Source organism: Aminicella lysinilytica, from assembly GCF_004362975.1.
GTDB lineage: Bacteria > Bacillota > Clostridia > Peptostreptococcales > Anaerovoracaceae > Aminicella > Aminicella lysinilytica.
The window spans coordinates 1-23044 of sequence record NZ_SNXO01000037.1 but is presented as its reverse complement, the minus strand read 5'-3'; the positions used below and the strand labels follow the sequence as shown (position 1 = coordinate 23044).

Below are 23044 nucleotides of genomic sequence, written 5' to 3'. Positions count from 1 at the left end.
ATTCCAGAAGAATGTAAACAAACACTGTAAGCTATAACAGGGCAGTTGCGAACTGCTCTGTTTTTTTACCTATGTGCCTATGTTTTGATGCTTACGTTTTTAGCAGCAAAAAGAAGAAAAGTAAAGGATCATGACGTTCTTTTCAACAGTAACATGGATAAAAATGGGAAACAATTACAGAATTAACCATAAAATATGGGAAATAATAAAAATAATACCATAATATAACAATATAAGCGGGTGCATTTCCCATAATATCGTTAAGTTTTTCGTAGATCGGAGCGATTTTCTTCTAAAAGGGCTCTAAAACAGCGTTTTGGTGGAAAACGTGTCGCCGGCCGCCATGCACGCGGAGGAAAACATGTCGGCGGCCGCAATGCACGCGGAGGAAAACGTGTCGCCGGCCGCACTGCACGCGAAGGAAAACATGTCGGCGGCCGCAATGCACGCGGTGGAAAACATGTCGGCGGCCGCAACGTACGCGAAAGAAAACATGTCGGCGGCCGCCATGCACGCGAAGGAAAACATGTCGCCGGCCGCCATGTCGCTGCCTCCGCAATAAAAAGCCATTGAATTGCGAGCGCAATTGTATTATAATTCTTATTGTACAGTGATTTGGGGGTATAGCTCAACTGGGAGAGCGTCAGACTCGCAGCCTGAAGGTCGAGGGTTCGATCCCCTCTATCTCCACCACTGAAACGGAGCCATGCAATCGAGAAATCGGTGGCATGGCTTTTTTGAAAGGTATGCGGAACCGCTTAGGATCGGTGGCATGGCTTTTTTAGAAAGGCGGGCGGACTATGACTTTACAGCAGATATATTATGTGATCACTATTTCGGAGACCGGTTCTCTGAACAAGGCGGCGGAGAAGCTGTATGTTTCGCAGCCGTCGCTGACCAGCGCACTGCAGGAACTGGAGAAGGAGTTGGGCATTACTATTTTCAACAGGGGCGGCAGGGGCGTTACGCTCACTGGCGATGGAGCGGACTTCCTTTTATATGCAAGGCAGGTATACAGTCAGTATGAAATACTGGAACAAAAGTACACCGGCGGCGCTGATATCAAGAAGAAATTCGGCGTGTCGACACAGCATTATTCCTTCGCGGTTAAGGCTTTCGTTGAAATGGTCAAGGCCTTCGACACTTCCAAGTATGAATTTGCTATAAGGGAAACCAAGACCCGGGATGTCATAGATGACGTAAGTAATCTCAGAAGCGAGATCGGGATCCTGTATCTGAGCGATTTCAACAGAAAAGCAATAAGCAAACTTTTGCGCAGCGGTGAGCTGGAATTTCACAGGCTCATAGATTGCGACGCCTATGTATATCTATGGAAAGGCAATCCCCTGGCAAAGGAAAAATCCATAACACTGAAACAGCTGGAACCGTACCCATGCCTTTCTTTTGAGCAGGGAGACAACAGCTCATTCTACTTTGCCGAGGAGATCCTCAGCACCAACGAATATCAGCGGACCATCAAAGCCTGCGACAGAGCGACAATGCTCAACCTCATGGTTGGACTCAACGGCTATACCCTTTGTTCGGGGATCACCTGCGACGAACTCAACGGCTCGGACTACTGCGCGGTGCCTTTTGTGGCGGGCGACGGCAACGAAAGCGGCGTCATGGAGATCGGCTATGTCACGCGGCAGAACACTATCCTGAGCAAAATGGGTGAGCTGTATATACGGGAGATCAAGGCGTATCTGGGGACAGAATAATAACCTATCATAGTTATAGGTAAAAGCTATTACTGAGTATCATTTTCAAGTATTGGACAGGGGCGGCCTCCGGTGGCAGAATAAAGTCACAAGAGAAAATGAACTGGAGGTAATAGAAATGAGAGATATCAAAGATAGTAAAAACTGGGCTTTTGAGACGAGGCAGGTGCAGATTGGGCAGGAGCAGGCGGATCCGGCGACGGACGCCAGGGCGGTGCCCATCTATGCTACCTCGTCTTATGTTTTCCACAATTCGGATCATGCGGCGGACCGATTCGGCCTCAGGGATCCGGGAAATATTTACGGGAGGCTGACAAACCCGACGGAAAGTGTTTTCGAGGAGAGGATGGCGTCTCTGGAAGGAGGCGCAGGGGCTCTGGCGGTGGCTTCCGGGGCGGCGGCCATCAACTACGCCATTACTGCCCTGGCAAAGGCCGGCGAGCACATTGTGGCATCCAAGACCATCTACGGCGGCACATATAATCTGCTGGCCCACACCCTGCCGGAGTCAGCCGGGATCAGCACCACATTTGTGGATCCGGGAGACCTGGCGGCCATAGAAGCAGCCATTCAGGACAATACCAAGGCGATTTTTGTCGAGACCCTGGGAAATCCTAATTCCAACATCGCTGACATCGAGGCTATCGCCGGCATTGCCCACAGCCACAGACTGCCGCTGGTAGTCGATTCGACTTTTGCGACGCCTTATCTGGTCAGGCCGATCGAATACGGCGCGGATATAGTGGTCCACTCTGCAACAAAATTTATAGGGGGCCACGGCACGGCTATCGGCGGGGTCATCGTCGAGGGCGGCGGCTTCGACTGGGCGGCGTCCGGGAAGTATCCGTGGATATCCGAGGCGAATCCAAGCTACCACGGAATATCATTTGCCGAGGCGGCAGGCCCGGCGGCTTTCGTGACATATATAAGGGCAATTCTGCTCCGGGACACGGGCGCGACATTGTCACCCTTCCATGCGTTCCTGTTCCTGCAGGGGCTGGAGACTTTGTCATTGCGGGTCGAGAGACATGTGGCAAACGCTCTGAAAATCGTTGAATACCTGGACGGACATCCTCAGGTGGAGGCGGTGCATCATCCGTCTCTGAAGGGGGAGCCGAGCCACGACTTGTATGAAAAATACTTCCCTAATGGCGGCGGGTCCATATTTACATTTGAAATCAGGGGAGACGCCGACACGGCAAAGAAGTTTATAGATAATCTGGCCATATTCTCGCTGCTGGCTAATGTGGCCGATGTGAAGTCGTTGGTCATCCATCCGGCCAGCACGACTCATTCACAGCTGAGCGAGGCAGAACTCCTGGATCAGGGCATCAAACCGAATACCATACGCCTGTCTATAGGCATTGAAAAAGTCGATGATCTGATAGCTGCATTGGATGCAGCCTTTGCGGCGGTGAAATAGGCTGGCCGCTGGCGCCGGACCGCGCGCTATTTATTGGGAATCAGGTCATATATGTGCGCGGAGGCCGTTCCGGTCAATCGCGGCCGCCGTTCCACCCAATCGCTTAATACCAATCCGTAATAGCATAATAGCAAAATGTTTTCTTTAACAGTGTATTTATGGTATAATAATAGCCAGCAAAGGAGGTAGGCGCAATATGATAGTTTTAAAAGTAGTTTTTTGCGTGTTACTTTGTTTGCCTATGGCATACGTTACGCGTTTTCTTGTAAAAATTCTGGTTGAAGAATCCAAGAATAACTGATTAGGAGCAAGCATGAAAAGGGGACTGTTTATTACCCTGGAGGGTCCGGATGGATCCGGTAAATCAACACAGATAGGATACCTGAAGGAGTATTTCGCTGAGAAGGGCATGGAATGTGTCTTTACCAGAGAACCCGGGGGTACTGATATTGGTGAGAAGTTAAGGTCTATAATTCTCGATAAAGATAATAACGAGATGAGCGATATGACCGAGGCTTTGTTGTATGCGGCAAGCAGGGCTCAGCATGTGAGCCAGCTCATCGGGCCGGCCCTGGACGCTGGCAAGACAGTTGTCTGCGACCGCTTCGTAGATTCCAGCATTGCCTATCAGGGTTATGGAAGGCGACTTGGAGACTGTGTCAGGGTGATCAACGGATACGCTGTCATGGGCTGCATGCCTGACGTGACTTTCCTCATTGAGGTGGATCCGAAGATCGGCAAAGCCAGGATCGACACACAGGATCAGGACAGGCTGGAAAGCGAGAAGATGCGCTTTCACAACTGCGTATATAAGGGATACAGGAAGATGGCGGAGAATGAACCGGACAGGATCATTCCAATAGATGGCACTGCCAGCAGGGAAGACATGCGCCGCGAGATCGCAGGGCATTTGGACAGACTGTTTGCAGACAGGGATAAATAATGGCGTTAAGTGAATACAGTAAATACGGCAACGCGGCCGCTGAGCTGGCGTCAGCCGTAAAGGAAAACAGAGTGGCTCACGCGTACCTTATCGAAGGCGATAACAACGTGAACAAAATGGGATTCGCAAAGGAATTTGCGAAGGCTTTGTTGTGCAGGGAAAAGCCGGGAGAAGGCTGTGATCACTGTGCCACCTGCCGGAAAATCGACGATGATAACTACGAAGATATATACATGATCGAGCCCGTGTGGAACGACAAGAAGACCAAGTGCTCCATTAAAACGGCAGCGGTAAAGGAACTGCTGTCGGATCTGAAGGCCAGGCCTACAGGGGGAGACAGAAATATTGCCATCATCAACGGTGGAGAAAATATGGTCATAGAAGCCCAGAATAAATTCCTGAAGACTCTGGAAGAACCCAATCCGGGCACTGTAATAATGATATTATCGGAGAACAGAGACAATCTGCTTCCGACTATAAATTCCAGGTGCATCACCTACAGGCTCATAGATTTCGAAGGCAGTGACAAGAACGAGATGGTCGCCTTTGCGGGGGAGATCGCAGAGATGATCGGGAACAGAGATTTTTTCTATGATATAGTGAAGAAACTGGATAGCAAGATAGGCGACAGCAGAGAAGCCGAAGCATTCCTGGATGGACTGGAAAACGTATTCGGTGATATGCTGATAAATGGAAGCGATACATTTGGTCGGGAAAGAATATCTAACGGCGTAAGTTATATAGAGGATTCCCGCAGAGAATTGCGGGGAAACGTTATTTATAAATATTCTATCAGAAATCTGATTTTAAAACTGGAGGAAATATAATGGTAAAAGTTGTAGGAGTGAGATTCAAGAACACGGGGAAGGTCTACTATTTCGACCCTGAGGATCTTGATATAAAAACAGGCGAGGGCGTTATAGTCGAAACGGCCCGCGGCATGGAGTACGGCACAGTGACCCTTGATATTACTGAAATCAAGGATGAGGATGTGACCAAACCTCTGAAGAAGATCGTAAGGATAGCCGATGAGAAGGACATAAAGCGCCACGAGGAGAACGAAAATAAAAAGGCTAAGGCCATGGAAATATGCCAGGAGAAAATCAGAAAGCATAACCTGGAAATGAAGCTCATCGACGTGGAATACACCTTCGATAATAATAAGGTGATCTTCTACTTCACAGCTGAAGGCAGAGTGGATTTCAGAGAACTGGTAAAGGATCTGGCCGGCGTATTCAAGATGCGTATAGAACTGCGTCAGATCGGCGTCAGAGACGAAGCCAAGATGCTTGGCGGCGTTGGTTCCTGCGGAAAGGGACTCTGCTGCGCTACCTGGTTGTCAGACTTCGAACCCGTGTCTATTAAAATGGCAAAGAATCAGAATCTATCGCTGAATCCCACGAAGATATCGGGAGTCTGCGGCAGGCTCATGTGCTGTCTGAAATATGAAAACGATATTTACTCGGAATTGCGCAAAGGGCTGCCTGATGTGGGTGACAAGGTCGAGACTGAGGAAGGTCTGGGCAAGGTCATCGAAGCAGACGTCCTTCAGGGCAAAGTGAGAGTCAGAGTATATACAGGCGAAGTCGGCGACAACGGCGAGGATAAGATGACATCGGACGTATTCACATTCACCAGAGATCAGGTGAAAAAGGTCGACAGAAGTACCAGACCGAATAAAAAGGACGGGAAATAGTATGAGCCTGCGCCTTGACGACACGGGCTTCGGAAACATCAGGATATATCAGGATCCGGAAGCCTTCTGCTACGGCGTGGACGCAGTACTGCTGGCGGATCTTGCCGCAAGGAGTATAAACGGCAGAAAGAAAAAGCCGGAAAGACTCATAGATCTGGGTACAGGTACGGGCATAGTGCCTCTGATCCTGTCCCATAAGACGAAGGTGCCTGAGATAATCGGCCTGGAGTTACAGAAAGAAAGCTATGATATAGCACTGAAAAACATAGAGGCCAACGACCTTGCAGGCAGAGTGAGTTTCCTTCAGGGAGATGTGAGAAAGCTGGCGGCCGGAGAATGGCCGGAAGGCGGACTTTTGCGACCGGAAACCTTCAACGCCGTGACTATGAACCCGCCTTATACGGTGGCCGAGGGAGGCATACCAAGCGGCAGCGATGCTAAGACCATAGCAAGACATGAGACAAAGGCTGATCTGAAAGACTTCGTAAGGCTGGCGTTTTGTTTGCTTAAGGATAAAGGCGACCTGTACATGGTCCACAGACCGGCAAGACTGATAGACATATGTCAGACCTGCAGAGAACTGCATATGGAGCCTAAAGAGCTGCGTTTTGTCAGCGGAAAGCCCGGCGGCAGGCCAAATATCCTGCTGATACACTGCGTGAAAAACGGTAACAGACAGCTGGAAATAGTCGAACCTCTCCATGTGAGAGAGGAGAATGGGGAATATTCGGCTGAAATAATTGAAATCTACGAGAAATAATGGGAATATATAGAAATTAATGGTTGCTATTTATTGGAAATTTCTATATAATATTCCATAGACGACACAGGAGGTTGATATGATCACAATTGACGTAAAATACACATTGATTTGCCTGGTATTGCTGGCACTGTTAGTTCTGTTAGTTTATCTGGCAATATTGGCCAAGAACCTTATAACAACGGTGAAGAGCGCTAATAAGGTAGTGGAAGATGCAGCTGTCGTATCAGGCATCGCTTCTGATAAAGCGACGCAGTTAGATGATATAGTCGGAGACGTCTCCGGCGCAGTTGAGGATATTACTAAGGCGATGAAAGGCAATCAGAGTCTCATAGGGGCCCTGACCAATATGGCCAAGGCCATAGCTTCAGCGATATCGTATATTAAGAAGGGCTCGGATCAGGACGACGCAGAATCGACTGAACCAAAGAGCAGACAGCGCAGGAGAAACCGTTAATAAGGGATCCGAGGCGTGTGGAAGGAGTAGAAAATGAAAGCTACAGGTATAGTAAGGCCGGTTGACGCTCTGGGCAGAGTAGTAATCCCGGTAGAACTGAGAAGAAATTTAGAAATCAAGACAGATGATTCCCTGGAAATATTTGTTGACGGACAGTATATAATGCTTAAGAAGTATGAGCCGTCATGCATTTTCTGCGGAGATATCAATGACATCAGGCTGGTGCATGGTAAGAGCGTATGCGCCAAGTGCATCGAGGAAATGAAAAATCTTTAGAAAAATTAACCTGCTTTTCGGCAGGTTTTTTTCTTGTGCTATTGAAAGATTTGTCGATAATTAGTATACTATTCGTAGTAAACTAAGTGGAGGGGAAAAGTGGCTAAATTTTTAGTACAAAAGAGCGAACCATTAAATGGTGAAGTATATATAAGCGGTGCCAAGAACGCAGTGCTGCCGCTAATGGCAGCATCTATTCTTGCAGGTGACAAGTGCACGATCATGGATGTTCCTGATCTGAGAGACGTTGAGGTCATGAAAGAGATCCTGACTTCTCTTGGCATGGAAATAAATCAGACTCAGGATTCTGTTCTGGAATTCGACGGCAGCAATCTTGCTACCAATGAGGCTGACTATGAACTGGTCAGGAAGATGAGAGCATCTTTCCTGGTCATGGGACCGTTGCTGGCCAGAACAGGCAGAGCCAAGGTCCATCAACCGGGAGGCTGCACTATCGGTGCCAGGCCTATCGACCTGCATCTGAAGGGATTCGAGGCCCTGGGAGCTGAGGTGGTTTCCAAGGATAATTATGTTGAAACTATAGCACCGGAAGGCGGACTGGTGGGAGCCAGTATTTATCTGGATTTCCCAAGCGTTGGCGCTACGGAGAATATAATGATGGCGGCAGTTCTGGCTCACGGCACGACATACATTGAGAATGCTGCAGAAGAGCCTGAAATAGTTGATCTGGCCAACTTCCTGAATAAAATGGGAGCCAGACTCAAGGGCGCCGGCACAGATACTATCAAGATAGAAGGCGTAGAGAAGCTCAAGGGTGCCGAGCATACTGTCATTCCTGACAGGATCGAGGCAGGCACGTTTATGCTGGCAGGCGCCATAACAAAGGGAGAGATACTCATTAAGAATGTGGTCCCTGATCACGTGAAGCCTATTACCGCCAAACTCCGTGAGTGCGGAGTCATGGTTGAGATGGGTGATGAGGGCATGTATGTAGTGGCAGACAGGAATGAGCTCTGCTCAACAGACATCAAGACTCTGCCTTATCCGGGATTCCCGACAGACATACAGTCGCCGTTTATGGCTTTTCTGACTACGGTCCAGGGGTCAAGCACTGTAATAGAAACTGTATTCGAGAACAGGTTCATGCATGTTGCCGAACTCAACAGAATGGGCGCCAACATCAAGACTGAAGGAAACAAGGCTCTTATTCAGGGAGGTAAATCTCTGGAAGGCGCTCAGGTCATAGCGACAGATCTGAGAGCAGGCGCTGCCCTGGTCCTGGCCGGACTGGTAGCCGAGGGCACTACTGAGATATCAGAAATATATCATATCGAAAGAGGATATGAGAAATTCGTAAAGAAGTTCAAGAATCTTGGCGCTAACATATTGCGTATAGACGATTAACGGAGGAGATAATGGCTGATATTAAATTTCTGGAACTGCTGGCTAACGACTATCCAAATCAGAAAGCTGCGACAGCAGAAATGATCAACTTAAACGCTATCCTTGCATTACCCAAGGGCACAGAGTACTTTTTGAGCGACCTGCACGGCGAGCACGAGGCATTCATCCACATGCTCAAGAGCGCGTCAGGTACAATTAAAGGCAAAATCGACGAATATTACGGCGGCATTTTGAGCGAGACTGACAGAGACGATCTGGCGGCTCTCATATACAACGCCGAGGCAGAGATAGCCCGCCGCAAGAAGAGCGAGCGGGACTTCGATAAATGGTGTAACACGGTGATATATCGCCTTATAACGATATGCAAGTCTGTGTCCACCAAATACACTCGTTCCAAAGTAAGACGCAGACTTCCCAAGTACTGGGACTACGCTATGGACGAGCTTCTTCACGCTGACGATGAAGAGAACAAGCTGCACTATTACGACGCCATCATCAGTTCTGTAGTAGAGAGCGGATCGGCGGAGGACTTTATAATTAAAATGGCCGATGCCATCAGCAGTCTTGCTGTGGATCAGCTTCACATTATAGGAGACATCTGGGACAGAGGAGCGCACCCTGACGACATTATGGATTTCCTCATGGGCTACCACGATGTAGATCTCCAGTGGGGCAATCACGACATAGTCTGGATGGGTGCTGCTACAGGAAACTGGGCATGCATAAGCAACATCCTGCGCATGAACATCAGTTACAACAACTTCGATATGCTGGAGGTGGGCTACGGTATCAACCTGAGACGTCTGACCACCTTTGCCGAGAAGGTCTACAGGGAAGATCCGTGTCAGAAATTCATGCCGCACATTCTGGACGAGAATGTTTACGATCCTGTGGATCCGGTTCTGGCGGCCAAGATGCATAAGGCCATGGCAATCATACAGTTTAAGCTGGAGGGTCAGCGGGTCATGGCTCATCCTGAATATAATATGGAGAAGCGCCTTCTTCTGGACAAGATAAACTGGGAAAAGGGCACTGTTACTGTGGAGGGCGTGGAATATGAGATGCAGGACATGAATCTGCCGACGGTGGACCACGACGATCCGTACACCCTCGCCGAGGAAGAAAACGCAGTCATGGAATCCTTGGAGGCTTCTATTCTTAATTCGGATAAACTGCAGGAACACATACGGTTCATGTTCAGCCACGGGGCTCTGTATAAGAAAATAAACGGAAATCTCCTTTATCACGGGTGCATACCTATGACAGAGGAGGGCGAGTTCCAGGAGGTGCCTATCAACGGCAGTAATTACCACGGTAAGGCTCTCATGGACTATATAGATGAAGAAGTGCGCAAAGCTTACTTCGCACCTGACGAGGCTGAGGAGGTTGGCCGTTCGGGGGATATTATGTGGTATCTCTGGGAAGGCAGCAACTCTCCGCTCTTCGGCAAGGACAAAATGACGACTTTCGAGAGGTTGTTCATTGCGGACAAGGCGTCTCACAAGGAGCATACGCGTCCGTATTACAGTCTGATCAGAGAATCGGCTCCCTGTGTGAAGATACTTCTGGAGTTCGGCCTGGATCCTTCGCGTTCCAAGATACTCAACGGCCATGTCCCTGTAAAGATCAAGGACGGGGAGTCGCCGATCAAGGGCGGCGGCCTGCTTTATGTAATCGATGGCGGCATATCCAAGGCTTATCAGAAACAGACGGGTATCGCCGGATACACTTTCATATCAAACTCTCGTTTCATGGCTCTTGCCGAGCATAAGCCATATTCACCGCTGCAGTCTGACGGCACTCAGGTGTTCACGACGCCGGCTGTGAAAATAGTGGAGACTCTGCCTGAACGTATGATGGTCCTGGATACAGATCAGGGGGCAGATATAGTCAAGCAGATAGAAGATATGAAACAGCTTATCGAGGCATACCAGAAGGGCCTCATCAAGGAGAAAGACGAATAAATCAAGATTTTAAAAGGGGCGATCCCACTGGCGGAATGCCCCTTTTGTTATGTTCATGAAGTAATATTATCAGCCGCGGCCGGTTTTATTTGCCGCTGAAGCGCATGAGCCTGCTGCTGAACTTGAACTCGCCTACCCACAGGTAATTCCCGTCATAGGCCAGGAAGGTCGGCATGCACAGTGAGCCTGCACCGGCAATCTCAATTACATCTGTCTTGAAGGTGTTGCCTCCAGGTATTTGAGTGGAGTCGTAATAATCGCTGCCGTGACCAAGGTAAGAAGCTACTTCTTCCTTATTGACCGCATCGCTGATGCTGTTCCAGATGAGCACATAGTGATTGTTGGCGTCGGATATCATGAGACGGCCATCATCGGCCAGTACGCAGTCCGTAGCGTCATTGAAGTTGATGAAATTGCCGTTGATAGTATATCCGTCTACAGTCTGTTTGGTGATATTCGTAAGGTCGCTGATGTCGTAAATGAGTACCTGCTTGCAGAGACCGCCGTCCAGACCGGTCCTAGCCACAGTCAGAGTATCTCCGTCGCTGGTAAGTTTACCGCTGATGCCGCTTATGATAGCCGCCGGTTTGGTGGTCTTCCCAGGGATCGAATTGTAGATGTACACATTGTTTTTCTTCTTGTCAGAAATGTAGAAATGTTTGGCATCCATAGAGATGGAGCTTATACCGCTCATGACCACAGAGCCTATCTTGCCGCTGACAAGAGTATTCCACTTCTGACCTTTAGTTGGTATTTTGTTCCATATCATCAGGCTGTGATCCGTGGCCACGATGAGCTTTTGTTTATACACGACTACATCGTTAGGCGTCATAAGAGAATCCATTTTGTAAACAACGTCAGCCTTGACAGCCGATGAGTTCGGTATTTTGTTCCATATGGACAGGGTCCAGTCGAACTCCGACACGGCCGCGAGACTCTTTCCGTCGGTGGCCACGTTAGGATTCATGATCAGGCCGTTGCTTAAGAGGGTGTTGTTGGTAGTTGTCCCGCTCAAAGCAAAGGCCGGCTGTGACGTTTTCTTCTTAGGCAGACCTTTGAATGCGATTATTTTGTTAGAGTTGTAAAGTGAGGCATACAGTCTGCCGTTTGCATAGAGGCACTGGTTGTAGTCGCCTGTAGCAAAGTAATAGTATTTGTCTTTGAAGTCGTTGGACATGCCGTTGCCAACGGTCAGATTCGGCTTGCGCAAAGCACTTGCTGATTTTGGCAGGGAGTTGTATATGTACATGCGTCCGGAGTTGAGCAGTACGAGTTTCTTGCCTACTATGCAGCCTCCCGGCTGGTCTCCGTCTATAGCACATTTGAAATCCTGCGTATCGTTGCTGCTTGTCGGGAATGATGTCCATACACGACAGCCTGTTCCTTCCGGATCCATGTTATGGTCGCCTACAAGCAGGTAGGTCCCGTTTGAAACGATAGTACGCGGCGTGCCGCCTGTTTTGATGACGATATCTGCCTTGGAATCAGACCCTGTAGGCAGCGTATTCCAAATGAGCAGCTGCCCTGATCTGGTGTTGGTAACGACAAGCTTCTCACCGTTGGTCCAGATAGCCCAGGGCCATTCTATGTAGTCCTGAGAGCCGTTGCCGTACATGGTTATTGAATAATCTGCCGGGGTACCGCTGGAAGTCGGGATGGAATTCCAGACCAGTATCCTGTTGTTATGGGTGTCGGCTATGAACAGTTTATCTTTTGTCATAGCGGCGCCTACAGGCCAGTTCATCTGCGACAGGCTGTAACCTGCCTTACTGCTGGTAAAACTTGTCTGACCCAGTACAACCGACGGACTCGCCGATTTGCTCGTCGGGAGTGAGTTGTATATGAGGACGCGGTTGTTCCAGCTGTCGCAGACGACAAATTTGCTGCCGTTGGTGACTATGCCGTTGGGATGGTTATATGTAGTGGCGCTCTTGGCCTTGTTTATGCCGAAACTGGACAAAGCAAGATCTGCGTTTTGCCCGCTGGTGAATGACGTGGTCACATTGCCCGGAGCAGTGGCGTAGGAATTGCCTTTATTTACACTGACAGTGTATTTAACAAAATCCTTTACATATACCTTGCAGGTATATGTCTTGCTGCCGAGTCTGGCTCTGATCTTGGCAGTGCCTGCGCCTACACCGGCTACAGTGCCGCCGGAAGTGACAGTGGCAACATTCTTGTTTGAGGATGACCACTTGGGCGTCTTGCTGGTGCCGCTTAATTGCAAGGGCTGACTCGAGCCAACATAGACGTGTATTTCACGGGGCAATTGTATAGTTGCACCGCTGACCGTCATGGCCGGCATGAAGGCGATGAGCAAAAACATACAAAGTGCAGTTACACTTAACATTCGTATTCTTTTCATAGCAATTCCTCCTCATAAGCGGGAAGTGATTCTCCACCGCTGACTTGTAAGTGGGAAGCAATTCTCCACCGCTGATTGCAATAACCTGTTGCATAACTCAATATATGCATATTATATAATTAACTGAAAATTTAGTCAATAACTATGTGATAATATTATTACTTATGGGTTAATCGATAACTTATGCAGGTCCGATTCTCGGTAGTTGGAAATGCATTTCCAACTACATGCACAATATGATATAATTAGAAATGAAATACCTATTATTGACATAATCGTACGCTTGTGGTATTATAATTCCATAAATGATGGGAGTGATGGTATGATACAAAGACCTAAGTATATAGATTTCCTTGAAGAATGGAAAAATAAACAGATAATAAAGGTAGTTACAGGTATCCGCAGGTGTGGCAAATCTACCGTCTTTGCGCTGTTCAGGGAGAAATTACTTTCAGACGGAGTACAGCCGGAGCAGATAATATCCCTAAATTTCGAAGATGTCGAAAACGAGAGTTTATGCGATTATAAGGCTCTCTATTCCTATGTGATGTCGAAGATGCAGCCAGATCGAATGAATTATATCATTCTTGATGAGATACAGCACGTAGATCAATACGAAAAGGCGGTAGATAGCCTTTTTATCAAAAGTAATGCAGATGTATATATAACAGGCTCCAACGCTTACTTTATGTCAGGCGAGTTAGCCACACTTTTGTCGGGAAGATATGTGGAACTGAAAATGTTGCCGCTCTCTTTTAAGGAATATGTAAGCGCTTTCGGAACACAAGTGACACATGAGGAATTATATCGAAATTATGTGTACAACAGTTCATTCCCGTATACTGTTTCCCTGAACAGCCATCGAAATATACAAATATACCTTGACGGATTGTATAATACGGTTGTGCTGAATGATATAGTTGAACGCAAAAAGGTTTCAGATCCTGCAATGCTTAAGAGCGTTATTAAATTTATGTTTGATAATATAGGTAATACTTGTTCTACTAAGAAGATAGCTGACGCTATGACAAGTAATGGACGAAAAATATCTAATCACACTGTTGAAAACTATTTAGATGGTATTACAGACAGCCTTTTAATGTATCGCGTCGGAAGATATGATATAAAAGGCAAGGAAAACTTACAACTTCTTGAAAAATACTATCTTTCGGATGTTGGACTTCGTTATTACCTGCTGGGAACTGGAAGGGCAGATCAGGGACATGTTCTCGAGAATGTAGTTTATCTGGAGTTGTTGAGGCGAGATATGAAAATATATATAGGGAAAGTCGGCTCAGCGGAGGTCGATTTTGCTACTCAGGACTATGAAGGTAATACTGAGTATTATCAGGTTGCGCTGACGGTAAGAGATCCAAAGACACTTGAACGTGAACTTGAACCACTTGACTCTATTACGGATCACAATCCGAAATACCTGCTGACAATGGATAATGATCCGCCGATATCTCACAACGGCATTAAACAAAAGTATGTCCTTGACTGGTTACTTGAAGATCAATGACAATTAACTTTTCTTGCATATAATGCATTTATTCTTTGACAAACGCCACTATCTTATATATAATAGAAAAGTACGAATTGAGCGCCACTAGCTCAATTGGATAGAGTACCTGACTACGAATCAGTAGGTTGGGGGTTCGAGTCCCCCGTGGCGCACCAAAAATAACGGAGTAGACATCGTCTGCCCCGTTATTTTATTGCGCCACATGGAATGGGGACTCGAACCCGAAAGGGCGCGACCGTGAAGCTCTACAGTCCGGTGGACTGAAGAGTAGGGAGCGGTTCAAGCCGCCTGAAGGGGGCGGCGTAGAACGGCGGAGGGATAGTCCCCTCCGCGTAAGTCCCCCGTGGCGCACCAAAAATCCCGTAATCGCAATGATTACAGGGTTTTACATTTTTTGATAAAGCAGCTATTTTTTATAATTTAACACTATTTTAACACTATTTTATTCGTTAACAATGCTGGAAAGCAGATCTACGGCCTGTTGTTTTTCGTCCTGAGATACGTCGACGTAGTATTTCGCAGTGACATTGATGTCGGCATGATCAATAAGAGAAGAGGCTATCTGGATAGCTACGCCTTTGCGGCACAGGTTCGTTCCGAAGGTATGTCTGTAAGTGTGAAAGCCTTTTCAGCATATCCATCTTTTGCCACGTCCTGTGCTTTTCAAGCTCAGTGATGACTTCATGGTTTAAGGGGATGACTCTATAGGATGAGGGGGCTTTTCAGAGTATCTATATCCATTTTGTAAGTGGTTTTCTCACCCTGCTTGAATGTAGGCCTGTTTATCACCTGTTTGTTTACGCTCATAGCATTATCTTCGAAATCATCATATGTCAGGGCCAGTAATTCGCTGATCCTGCAACCCGTGTTATATGCGAGGATCAACAGTCAACAGTTATGCAAAGCATTCAGGAGTACACACCCCTTCACGCAGTTAATACAGGGGCCTTGCCCCTGAGACCCCTGGAAAAAAATAAGCATATTTTGAAAATACAAATTGTCAAGATAAAAAAATCATGATAGACTAAGTGAGTTATTGAGAAAGTGATGTATATTTTTTTCAAGCGAGATCAGACAAAAGAAAGATTGTCTTAACTCAGTTATAGTTTGGTAGAGGAAGGAAAAGAGAATGAAAACAGTAAATCGTTTACTGCTTGTTTATTTATGTGTAACAGTCATCACGGCCATGATGCCGACGATGGCATTCGCTGCAGAGGACAGCGGAACAGAAAAAGCGAAAACAAAAAGCGTATCAGCTACAGTTGACACGGAGAATGTAGACAGCAGCGACGCCATCAAGGAAGAAAACACCGAGACGTCGACTACATTTGATCTTGGTGGGAACGCTAAGATGACAGTGTTCTATGGTAGTCAGGTAAGATACAAGAATGAAGACGGAGATCTGACAGACTACGACCCGACACTCGTGTCCGTAAAGGATGGGAAAAGTGAACAGGGGAAAGATCTTGACGGATACAGTTATGTCAACAATAAAGGAGACAGCAGACAGTACATTCCTGCAAGTGTAACTGAAGATACGCCTATCCTCATGGAGAAGGATGGATATAGCGTAAGCATGACGCCTGTCTCTGCGTCTGCAGGAAAAGCTAAAGTGAAACTGAACAAGAAAGAAGTTGCTACGCCTTATGAAGAAGTAAAGAATAAGACGGTCAAGGCTGTTTACGACAGCGGTAATGTTTCATATGAGTATATATCTCAAAGCGATGGAATAAAGGAAAACACCATCATAGAGAAAAAACCTTCGAGCAATGTTCTGAAATACAAACTGAACTTGAAGGGACTCAAGGCAGAAGAGGCAGAAGATGGAAGCATAATTCTCGTTGACGAGAAGACGGGCGAATTGGCTGCGAATATAGAGAAACCATTCATGAATGACGCGTCGGGTGACGCGTATTCAGAGGATATAAAGACAAGTCTGACAAAAGGCGACGAAGAAAGTACATGGTATATAACCATGACTCTGAGCCGTAAGTATCTCAACTCCAAGGAAAGGCAGTACCCTGTAACGGTAGACCCTTCGACTACATGGAAGGGCAGCGACGAGGTGACTGATGTTTACACACTTTCCACCAGTGCTTCGACCAATTACTATTCGAGCGGAACCAAAGTCATGCCTGTAGGCCATGGCAGCACAGGTACATACAGAACATATCTGCGCTTCGAGAAACTTCAAGGTAAAATAAAGGGTAAATATGTGGACAGCGCTAAGCTGACGATGTATGAAACAGGAAACGGTGACAGCGGTGAGACCGTAAGACTTTATAGAGCAGGCGAAGCTTGGAGCGCGTCAAAGGTAACGTGGAACAATTCTCCATCCATACTTCCAGGTGTCATAGACGATGTGAAGACTAATGGCAGTGCACACCATGCCTGCAATATGGATATCAGATCATTCGCCAGGAACCTAGCGGCAAATAAGTACGGCAATTATGGACTTCAGCTACGCAACGCATCGGAGACAGGCCATACATACACTGAATTTTACGGATCCAGAACATCGGCATCAGACTACAGGCCCAAGATGACTGTGGTGTATTATGATGGACCGACTATCGCCTCATCTGTGACTGCGGAGAAGGCCATGGTGAAGAGCGGCGAGGACATTAAGGTGAGCTGGGCGGGCATCAAATCCAAAAACCTAGCCAATGTACAGTACAGAGTGGCCACAGTAGATGAGAACGATGCTATCGTAAATGAGACATATGTTCCATACACTAATCTGGCCGCATCATATACAGGAAGCAACGGAGAAAACGTAACGATACCGGGAAGCAGTTCGTTCCCAGAAGGCAGGTACAAGGTATATATCCGTGGGATCGACGCGGGCGGAATCAAGGGGACAGGTAAAGGAGCCTTCGTGAGTGTAGACAGCACATTGCCTTCGCTCACAGGTGTGTCAGTGTCGCCGGAATCAACAAAGGAAAACAATTCCGGGGATATCACTCCAACCGTGAGTTGGAATGCGTCAGATGACAACTTTTCTCACGTGAGCATAATGTTGGATGGAGAGGAAATCGGGAAATGCACATCGAAAGGTGCAGGTTCATACACCCTTTCACAAGGGCAGCTCCAGGGCGAAGGCGAACACGATATAAAGGTCGTAGCCTACGATAAGGCTGGAAATACACGTGAGTCTTCTGTCATAAAATACTATGCGGACACAGATGCACCTGTCATATCTAATGCATCAGCGACGCCTGCTACAGACATGGATACATTTTCCAGCGAAAAAAGTCCTGACATAACCTGGACAGTAGTTGATGGGGATCTTGAAAAGTGTCAGGTCTATCTTGAAGAAGATAAACTGTATGAAGCAACAGAAGGCGGGCAGTGCAGTTTCACAGTGCCTGAAGGCAAACTTACCGGTGAGGGTAAATACATATTCACTATCAAGGCAACAGACAGAAGCGGGAACACGAAAGAAGAGGACGTAGCATATTACCTTGATACGAATGCACCTGAGATCGACAGTATTTCAATATCACCTGTAACGAGTCTGTTGATACCGTCGAAGAATCTTTCTCCGGAAATATTCTGGAACATTTCCGATGCAAGTTTTAAAGAGATAAAGTACAGCATGGATGGCGAGAATTATGAGACTATGGGAACCGACAAGGATGGTTCCTTCATTTTGCCGTCCTCGGTGTTCTCGTCTGGATCAGGGGAATATGACATATATGTAAAAGCCATAGACAAGGCTGGCAACGAAAGCGATGTGACTACTCTGTCATATTATGCTGACACCAGTGCAACAGGTGCGGATTTTGTGCCGACAGATCTGTCCTGTATCGAGTACTACGGGAAACATATAGTGTCGTGGACAGCAAATGGATATGACTCTTCGAAGGTGAAGTGGCAGATACATAGAAGCACTCAGCAAGATTTCACACCTTCAGGGGATACTCTTCTCAAGGATGATATAGCGGGTACTTCATATATAGACAAGGAAATACTGGAAAACGGCACATACTATTACAAGATAGTAGCCGTCAGAAAAGGCGCAGACACTAGCGTGCCTGAGACACAACAGAGTAACGAGGTGTCTGTAGAAAATACAGTTACGGTATCGCAGTTTGCAAATACCATAGGAAGCAGGGATTATCTCGCGGAATTCGGATTCAGTACACCTACGGGGACCGGCAGTATAGAAGAAAGCACAGGAAATCTAAGATATTCACAGACGGATTTTGAATTATCCAACGGTAAGCTGGATTACGGTCTTGAAAGAACATATAACAGCAGGGCAGGCAGAAACTCCATGCTGGGCAAGGGCTGGAGCGACTCGTATCATAAGGAGATATATACAAAGGGCACAGACACATATTTCGTCGATTCGGATGGAAGCAGCTTCAGATTCATCAAGGCGGGAGATACATACGCCTGTGATGAAACAAAAGACTATATCCTGACCGAAGAAGGAAGTGGGTATCTCATAACAGGAAAAGATGATACTACATACAAGTTCAACAGGTATGGGCAGCTCATCAGAACGGAGGAACCTAACGGATGCAGAGTAGTCAATGTCTATGATGCGATCGGAAGACTGGTAAAGGTCGTATCAAACGAGGACCGCAGTGGACAGAAGACACTGAAGTTAGAGTATGACAGAGAAAACAGATATGCTCTTTCCAGTATAGATCTTCCGGATGGGACAGGACTTTCATATGAGCAGCAAGGCGGCGAGCTAGTTAGCGTGACACACAGCAGCGGTATTCTTTCGCATACGACATGGCAGTATGGATACGGTGAAAGCGGCATGGACAGGATATATGACGCCAAAGGCAACCTGTATACTGCTGAGTACGCAGGCGGTAAAGCCGTCTCCGTAGAATATCCTGACGGCGAGAAGACATCGCTTACATATGGCGATGGGGAAACTCAGATAACAGGAAGGAACAGCGCCGGAAGTACCATATATACAGAAAGTGCTACTTACGATGCAGATGACGGCAGAGTCCTGTCTCAGACAGACAAGGCCGGTAACCAGACCACTACTGCATACTATGCGGACAGGCCATATCTGGTAGCCCGGACCAGTACGATCAAAGAGTATGAGACATTGGAAAACGGCATCGTGAAATTCAACAGGACGGCAAGTGTATCTGTAGATACAGAATACACATATGACGTAAACGATAATGTCCTTACAGAATCATCTTCAGACGGAACCGTGACGAGCTATGAATACAATGACGAAGATCTTATGACCTCTGAAGAGACCAGAGAAGACGGTACGTTGACTACGGACATGGACTATGAATATGACGAGGACGGAAACGAGATAAGTGAGACGGATAATATAGAGGACACTGTGACGGAAACGGAGTATGAGGACGGCAATGCTGTAGAGGAGACCGTAAAGGATACGGTAACCACCAAGACGACTCAAACTACGAAGTCAGACTATGATGACCAAGGCAATGTAAAGTCCGAACAGACGGAAAGCGCTAATGTTAAGACCGATAGTATTAACACCTACGATGGCATGGGAAGAGTACAAACATCCACAGATGGAAAGACTAGGACTAAATATACTTATGACTACATGGGAAGAGTTACAGCAACGGAGACAGCCACAGAAGATGCAGGGACAACGACGGATACCAGGATATATGATGAGAATGGCACGCTGATCAGCGAGACCGATGGACGCGGCATGACGACATCCTATACATATGATGCAATGAACCGTAATATATCTACAGTAAAGTCGGGAAGTGGCGCATCCGCTCAGACATCGTCTACTTCATATGGCTTTGCCTACGGGGTCGCTATCAGAAATGGCATAAGCGAGAAGACCGTAGATGTACTGAGAAAGGAGTCTGTAGCAGACAGCAGCGGTACTGTAGTCTTGGAAAAATATGTGGATGCTTCAGGAAACACAGTAAAAGAAGTTGCGGGGAACCAGTTTACGGACTATACTTACGATATGAGCGGAAACAATGTGGCTGCATATACGGGAAACACCGTAGACGATAAACACAGTCTCACAGTTTCAATTTACGATGATAAGGGCCAAAATACGGATACTGTCTCAGAACCGCTTGTAACAGGAGGCGAATACACTGTGGGAGATGGTTCCATAGCGGCCCATATCTCATATGATGACGCAGGGAATGTTGTATCTGAAACGAGCGGAGAAGGAAAGGTCACCAGCTATACCTACGATGAGAGCGGAAAAGTAAAGACTATAGATGTGGCAGGAGACGGCGTAGATCGTTCAGTGACTTACACCAGCAATAAAGCAGGCGGCGATACTACAGAAATAACGGACGCCGGTGGAAAGAAGATCATAGAGACAACCAACGCCGCAGGGCTCACAGTGAAGACTCAGGATAAGGCAGGTGATAGCAGCGGTCTGCAGATAAACAGGCAGCGCAGTTATGACAGCAGAGGAAACCTCATAAAAGAGAGCTGCGATGACGGCACATACATCGAGTATGCCTATGACAAGGCGGACCGTATGATCAGAAAGACATGCCATAAGGATGCCGGTAATGTTGAGTCTGAGACTATCTATGCATATACTGTCAGCGGGGATCTGACTAAGGCAGAAAAGTATTCCGGAAGCAGCGAGACAGGAACGCTCAGTTCCACAAGCGAGTATACCTATGACTCGTTTGGGAGAAAAATATCAGAGTCTGTGAAATGCGGAGACGCAGACAAGCAGACAACGACATATTCATATGATGCAGAGGGAAATCTGTCATCAGTAGAATACCCGTCCGCAGCAGGCGTGAACACGCTGAACTATACATATGACAGCTTTGGAAGGCTTACGGGCGTGTCGGACGGAAGCAGTCAGGTGCGTTCCATAACCTACGACTCCCTTGGAAGGACAAGCAGTATCAAGGACTACAGCGAGCCGGGCGAGACCACATATACAGGGAAGACATATACCTACGATGATTTCGGCAGGACCCTGTCCATGAAGTATACTGACAATGGAGACAGCAGCAAGCTACTTGCCCAGTACACATATTCGTACAATAAGGACAATGACATAACATCGAGGACAGAGGTGAATAACCTTCCGGAAAGCGGCAGCAGAGTCAATGAGACCAGAGACTATACCTACGATGCATACGGAAGGCTCACAGGTTCTGCCAGGACGGATCATAACAGCAGTGATACTAAAGCAGAAACCACTTACGGCTATGACGCCGCAGGGAACAGGACTTCAGTCACCGAAGGAGAAAACACGACGACCTACAGTTACAATGGCCTTGATCAGCTTACAAGCGAGGAGACTGCAGATTCGTTGACTGAAAATACCTATGACGGACGGGGGAACCTGTCTAAGTCAGTGGACGAGACCAATGACAAGACCACCAGGTATACATATTCTGTGGACGGTAACATGACGCAGGCCAAGGTGACTACAGGCGGCAGTGTGACCATGGCACAGGACAACGTATATGATCAGGATGGTATTCGTCTTGAGAAAACGGTCAATGGAACGGCTGAGAACTACTATTACATCAATGGCAAGGTGGCATGCATGGCCAAAGGCGATGCGATCACTACGAACCTGTACGATGGAGAGAACATCATCGGAGCATACAGCGGAGACGATTATTACAGCTATATGCTGGATGCTCAGGGCAGCACAGAAGGAATAGTGAAAGACGACGGCACAATAGCCGCTGCTTATTCTTACACAGACTTTGGAGATACTACTGCAACGGTTACATCGAGCTTTGACAATGAAATATGCTACACAGGCGGCATACTTGACAGCGAGACAGGTCTATATTATCTGAATGCCAGATACTACGATCCGGCGACGGCCAGCTTCATTTCCCAGGATAGTTACAGAGGCGAGACCAATGACGCAGGGCAATGGAACCTGTACGCATACTGCGCAGGGGATCCGATAAACGCAGCAGATCCGAGTGGGCACTTAAAAATCGAATTACCAAGATGGGTGCCTAAGTGGATAAAAAAAGCAACTAAATTAATACCAAATAAGAAAAAACACTATTCACGAAATAAGTACAACACCAATTTACCACAAACGGCAAAAGTTGCAAAAAGATGGGGATATAATCGATATTCAAGACTAAAAAGTGTTTGCCATCAGTTCGGTAAATCAAAGGGGCATGAGAATCTAAAGTATGTTTCTCAATCGGGGCACAAAGAAGTGGTTTTTAATCATAGTGGAACAAAAATTGTAAATGACCCTCGCAATATCGGAACATATAATTTTGGAGTAACATGGCATGATCATCTTTGGAAAGATGTAGTTCCTTGGTTTAGATGGGGGAATAATGGCAGAGATACTACAACTATTCCACAACGAATAGATACTTTTTCTTACAATTTACCTTCATCAATAAGCATAAGGATATTGAAGGTAATTCTTGGAAGAATGTAGAAGAATGAAAATGGATAGGAGACCAACTATGAATAGTCAATAGAAAAACTAAAAAACTTTAAAATAGTTTTGAAGTAAAAGAGAGTACAACAAATAAAGCATCAACAGGTGCTTTCAAAATCTGAATATGGAATTAGTGAGTAGAAACAAC

Annotated in this window: 14 protein-coding genes, 2 tRNA genes and 1 pseudogene; 14 read left to right on the top strand and 3 right to left on the bottom strand. The window is 46.9% G+C overall.

The genetic code is table 11. The annotated features are described in order from the left end of the window. Positions 1-303: 303 nt before the first annotated feature. Positions 304-543: a hypothetical protein gene (locus tag EV211_RS08900; protein ID WP_133529082.1), complete on the bottom strand. Its 240-nt coding sequence runs from the start codon at positions 541-543 to the stop codon at positions 304-306. Positions 544-617: 74 nt separating this feature from the next. Between EV211_RS08900 and EV211_RS08895 the strand changes: the two genes are divergently transcribed. The 11 genes from EV211_RS08895 to EV211_RS08845 all read left to right on the top strand — a co-directional run bounded on the left by EV211_RS08895 (position 618) and on the right by EV211_RS08845 (position 10605). Then, positions 618-693: transfer RNA gene (locus tag EV211_RS08895), tRNA-Ala, on the top strand. Between the two features lie 107 nt (positions 694-800). Further along, complete coding sequence (locus EV211_RS08890; RefSeq protein ID WP_133529081.1) at positions 801-1721, top strand: LysR family transcriptional regulator; 921 nt, start codon at positions 801-803, stop codon at positions 1719-1721. A gap of 118 nt (positions 1722-1839) precedes the next feature. Beyond that, positions 1840-3144: an O-acetylhomoserine aminocarboxypropyltransferase/cysteine synthase family protein gene (locus tag EV211_RS08885; RefSeq protein WP_133529080.1), complete on the top strand. Its 1305-nt coding sequence runs from the start codon at positions 1840-1842 to the stop codon at positions 3142-3144. A 313-nt stretch (positions 3145-3457) separates the two neighbouring features. After that, a complete protein-coding gene (tmk, locus tag EV211_RS08880) occupies positions 3458-4087 on the top strand; it encodes a dTMP kinase (protein WP_133529079.1) in 630 nt (209 codons plus the stop codon). Then, positions 4087-4914 carry a hypothetical protein gene (locus EV211_RS08875; protein WP_133529078.1) on the top strand — a complete coding sequence of 276 codons (828 nt, stop codon included), beginning with the start codon at positions 4087-4089 and terminating at the stop codon, positions 4912-4914. The genes tmk and EV211_RS08875 overlap by 1 nt, the downstream gene beginning before the upstream one ends. Next, entirely contained in the window at positions 4914-5783 is an 870-nt protein-coding gene (locus EV211_RS08870; protein ID WP_133529077.1) for a PSP1 domain-containing protein, read from the top strand. Before EV211_RS08875 ends, EV211_RS08870 begins: the two co-directional genes overlap by 1 nt. A 1-nt stretch (position 5784) precedes the next feature. Beyond that, complete coding sequence (locus tag EV211_RS08865; RefSeq protein WP_133529076.1) at positions 5785-6543, top strand: tRNA1(Val) (adenine(37)-N6)-methyltransferase; 759 nt, start codon at positions 5785-5787, stop codon at positions 6541-6543. Positions 6544-6622: 79 nt separating this feature from the next. Next, positions 6623-7000, top strand: coding sequence for a hypothetical protein (locus EV211_RS08860; protein ID WP_133529075.1), 378 nt, complete (start codon positions 6623-6625; stop codon positions 6998-7000). 33 nt (positions 7001-7033) lie between these two features. After that, the gene (locus EV211_RS08855; RefSeq protein WP_133529074.1) at positions 7034-7276 is read left to right on the top strand and encodes an AbrB/MazE/SpoVT family DNA-binding domain-containing protein; all 243 of its coding nucleotides are present in this window, start codon (positions 7034-7036) and stop codon (positions 7274-7276) included. A 99-nt stretch (positions 7277-7375) separates the two neighbouring features. Beyond that, positions 7376-8641 (top strand): UDP-N-acetylglucosamine 1-carboxyvinyltransferase, encoded by a 1266-nt coding sequence (murA, locus tag EV211_RS08850; RefSeq protein ID WP_133529073.1) that lies wholly within the window; start codon positions 7376-7378, stop codon positions 8639-8641. Between the two features lie 11 nt (positions 8642-8652). Continuing rightward, positions 8653-10605, top strand: a complete 1953-nt coding sequence (locus EV211_RS08845) for a fructose-1,6-bisphosphatase (protein WP_133529072.1) — start codon at positions 8653-8655, stop codon at positions 10603-10605. Positions 10606-10690: 85 nt separating this feature from the next. Here EV211_RS08845 and EV211_RS08840 read toward each other — a convergent pair whose 3' ends face one another. Continuing rightward, positions 10691-12970, bottom strand: coding sequence for an Ig-like domain-containing protein (locus EV211_RS08840; RefSeq protein WP_133529071.1), 2280 nt, complete (start codon positions 12968-12970; stop codon positions 10691-10693). A gap of 322 nt (positions 12971-13292) precedes the next feature. Between EV211_RS08840 and EV211_RS08835 the strand changes: the two genes are divergently transcribed. Together EV211_RS08835 and EV211_RS08830 are read left to right on the top strand one after the other, a co-directional pair. Further along, positions 13293-14492, top strand: coding sequence for an ATP-binding protein (locus EV211_RS08835; protein ID WP_133529070.1), 1200 nt, complete (start codon positions 13293-13295; stop codon positions 14490-14492). Positions 14493-14573: 81 nt separating this feature from the next. Next, positions 14574-14650, top strand: a tRNA-Arg gene (locus tag EV211_RS08830). A gap of 287 nt (positions 14651-14937) precedes the next feature. Here the strand turns inward: EV211_RS08830 and EV211_RS11170 are convergent. After that, positions 14938-15105: pseudogene (locus tag EV211_RS11170) on the bottom strand (tyrosine-type recombinase/integrase); the annotation flags it as partial. Between the two features lie 519 nt (positions 15106-15624). On the opposite strand from EV211_RS11170, the gene EV211_RS08815 reads away from it, so the two are divergent. After that, positions 15625-22893 (top strand): DNRLRE domain-containing protein, encoded by a 7269-nt coding sequence (locus EV211_RS08815; RefSeq protein ID WP_133529069.1) that lies wholly within the window; start codon positions 15625-15627, stop codon positions 22891-22893. Positions 22894-23044 lie beyond the last annotated feature (151 nt).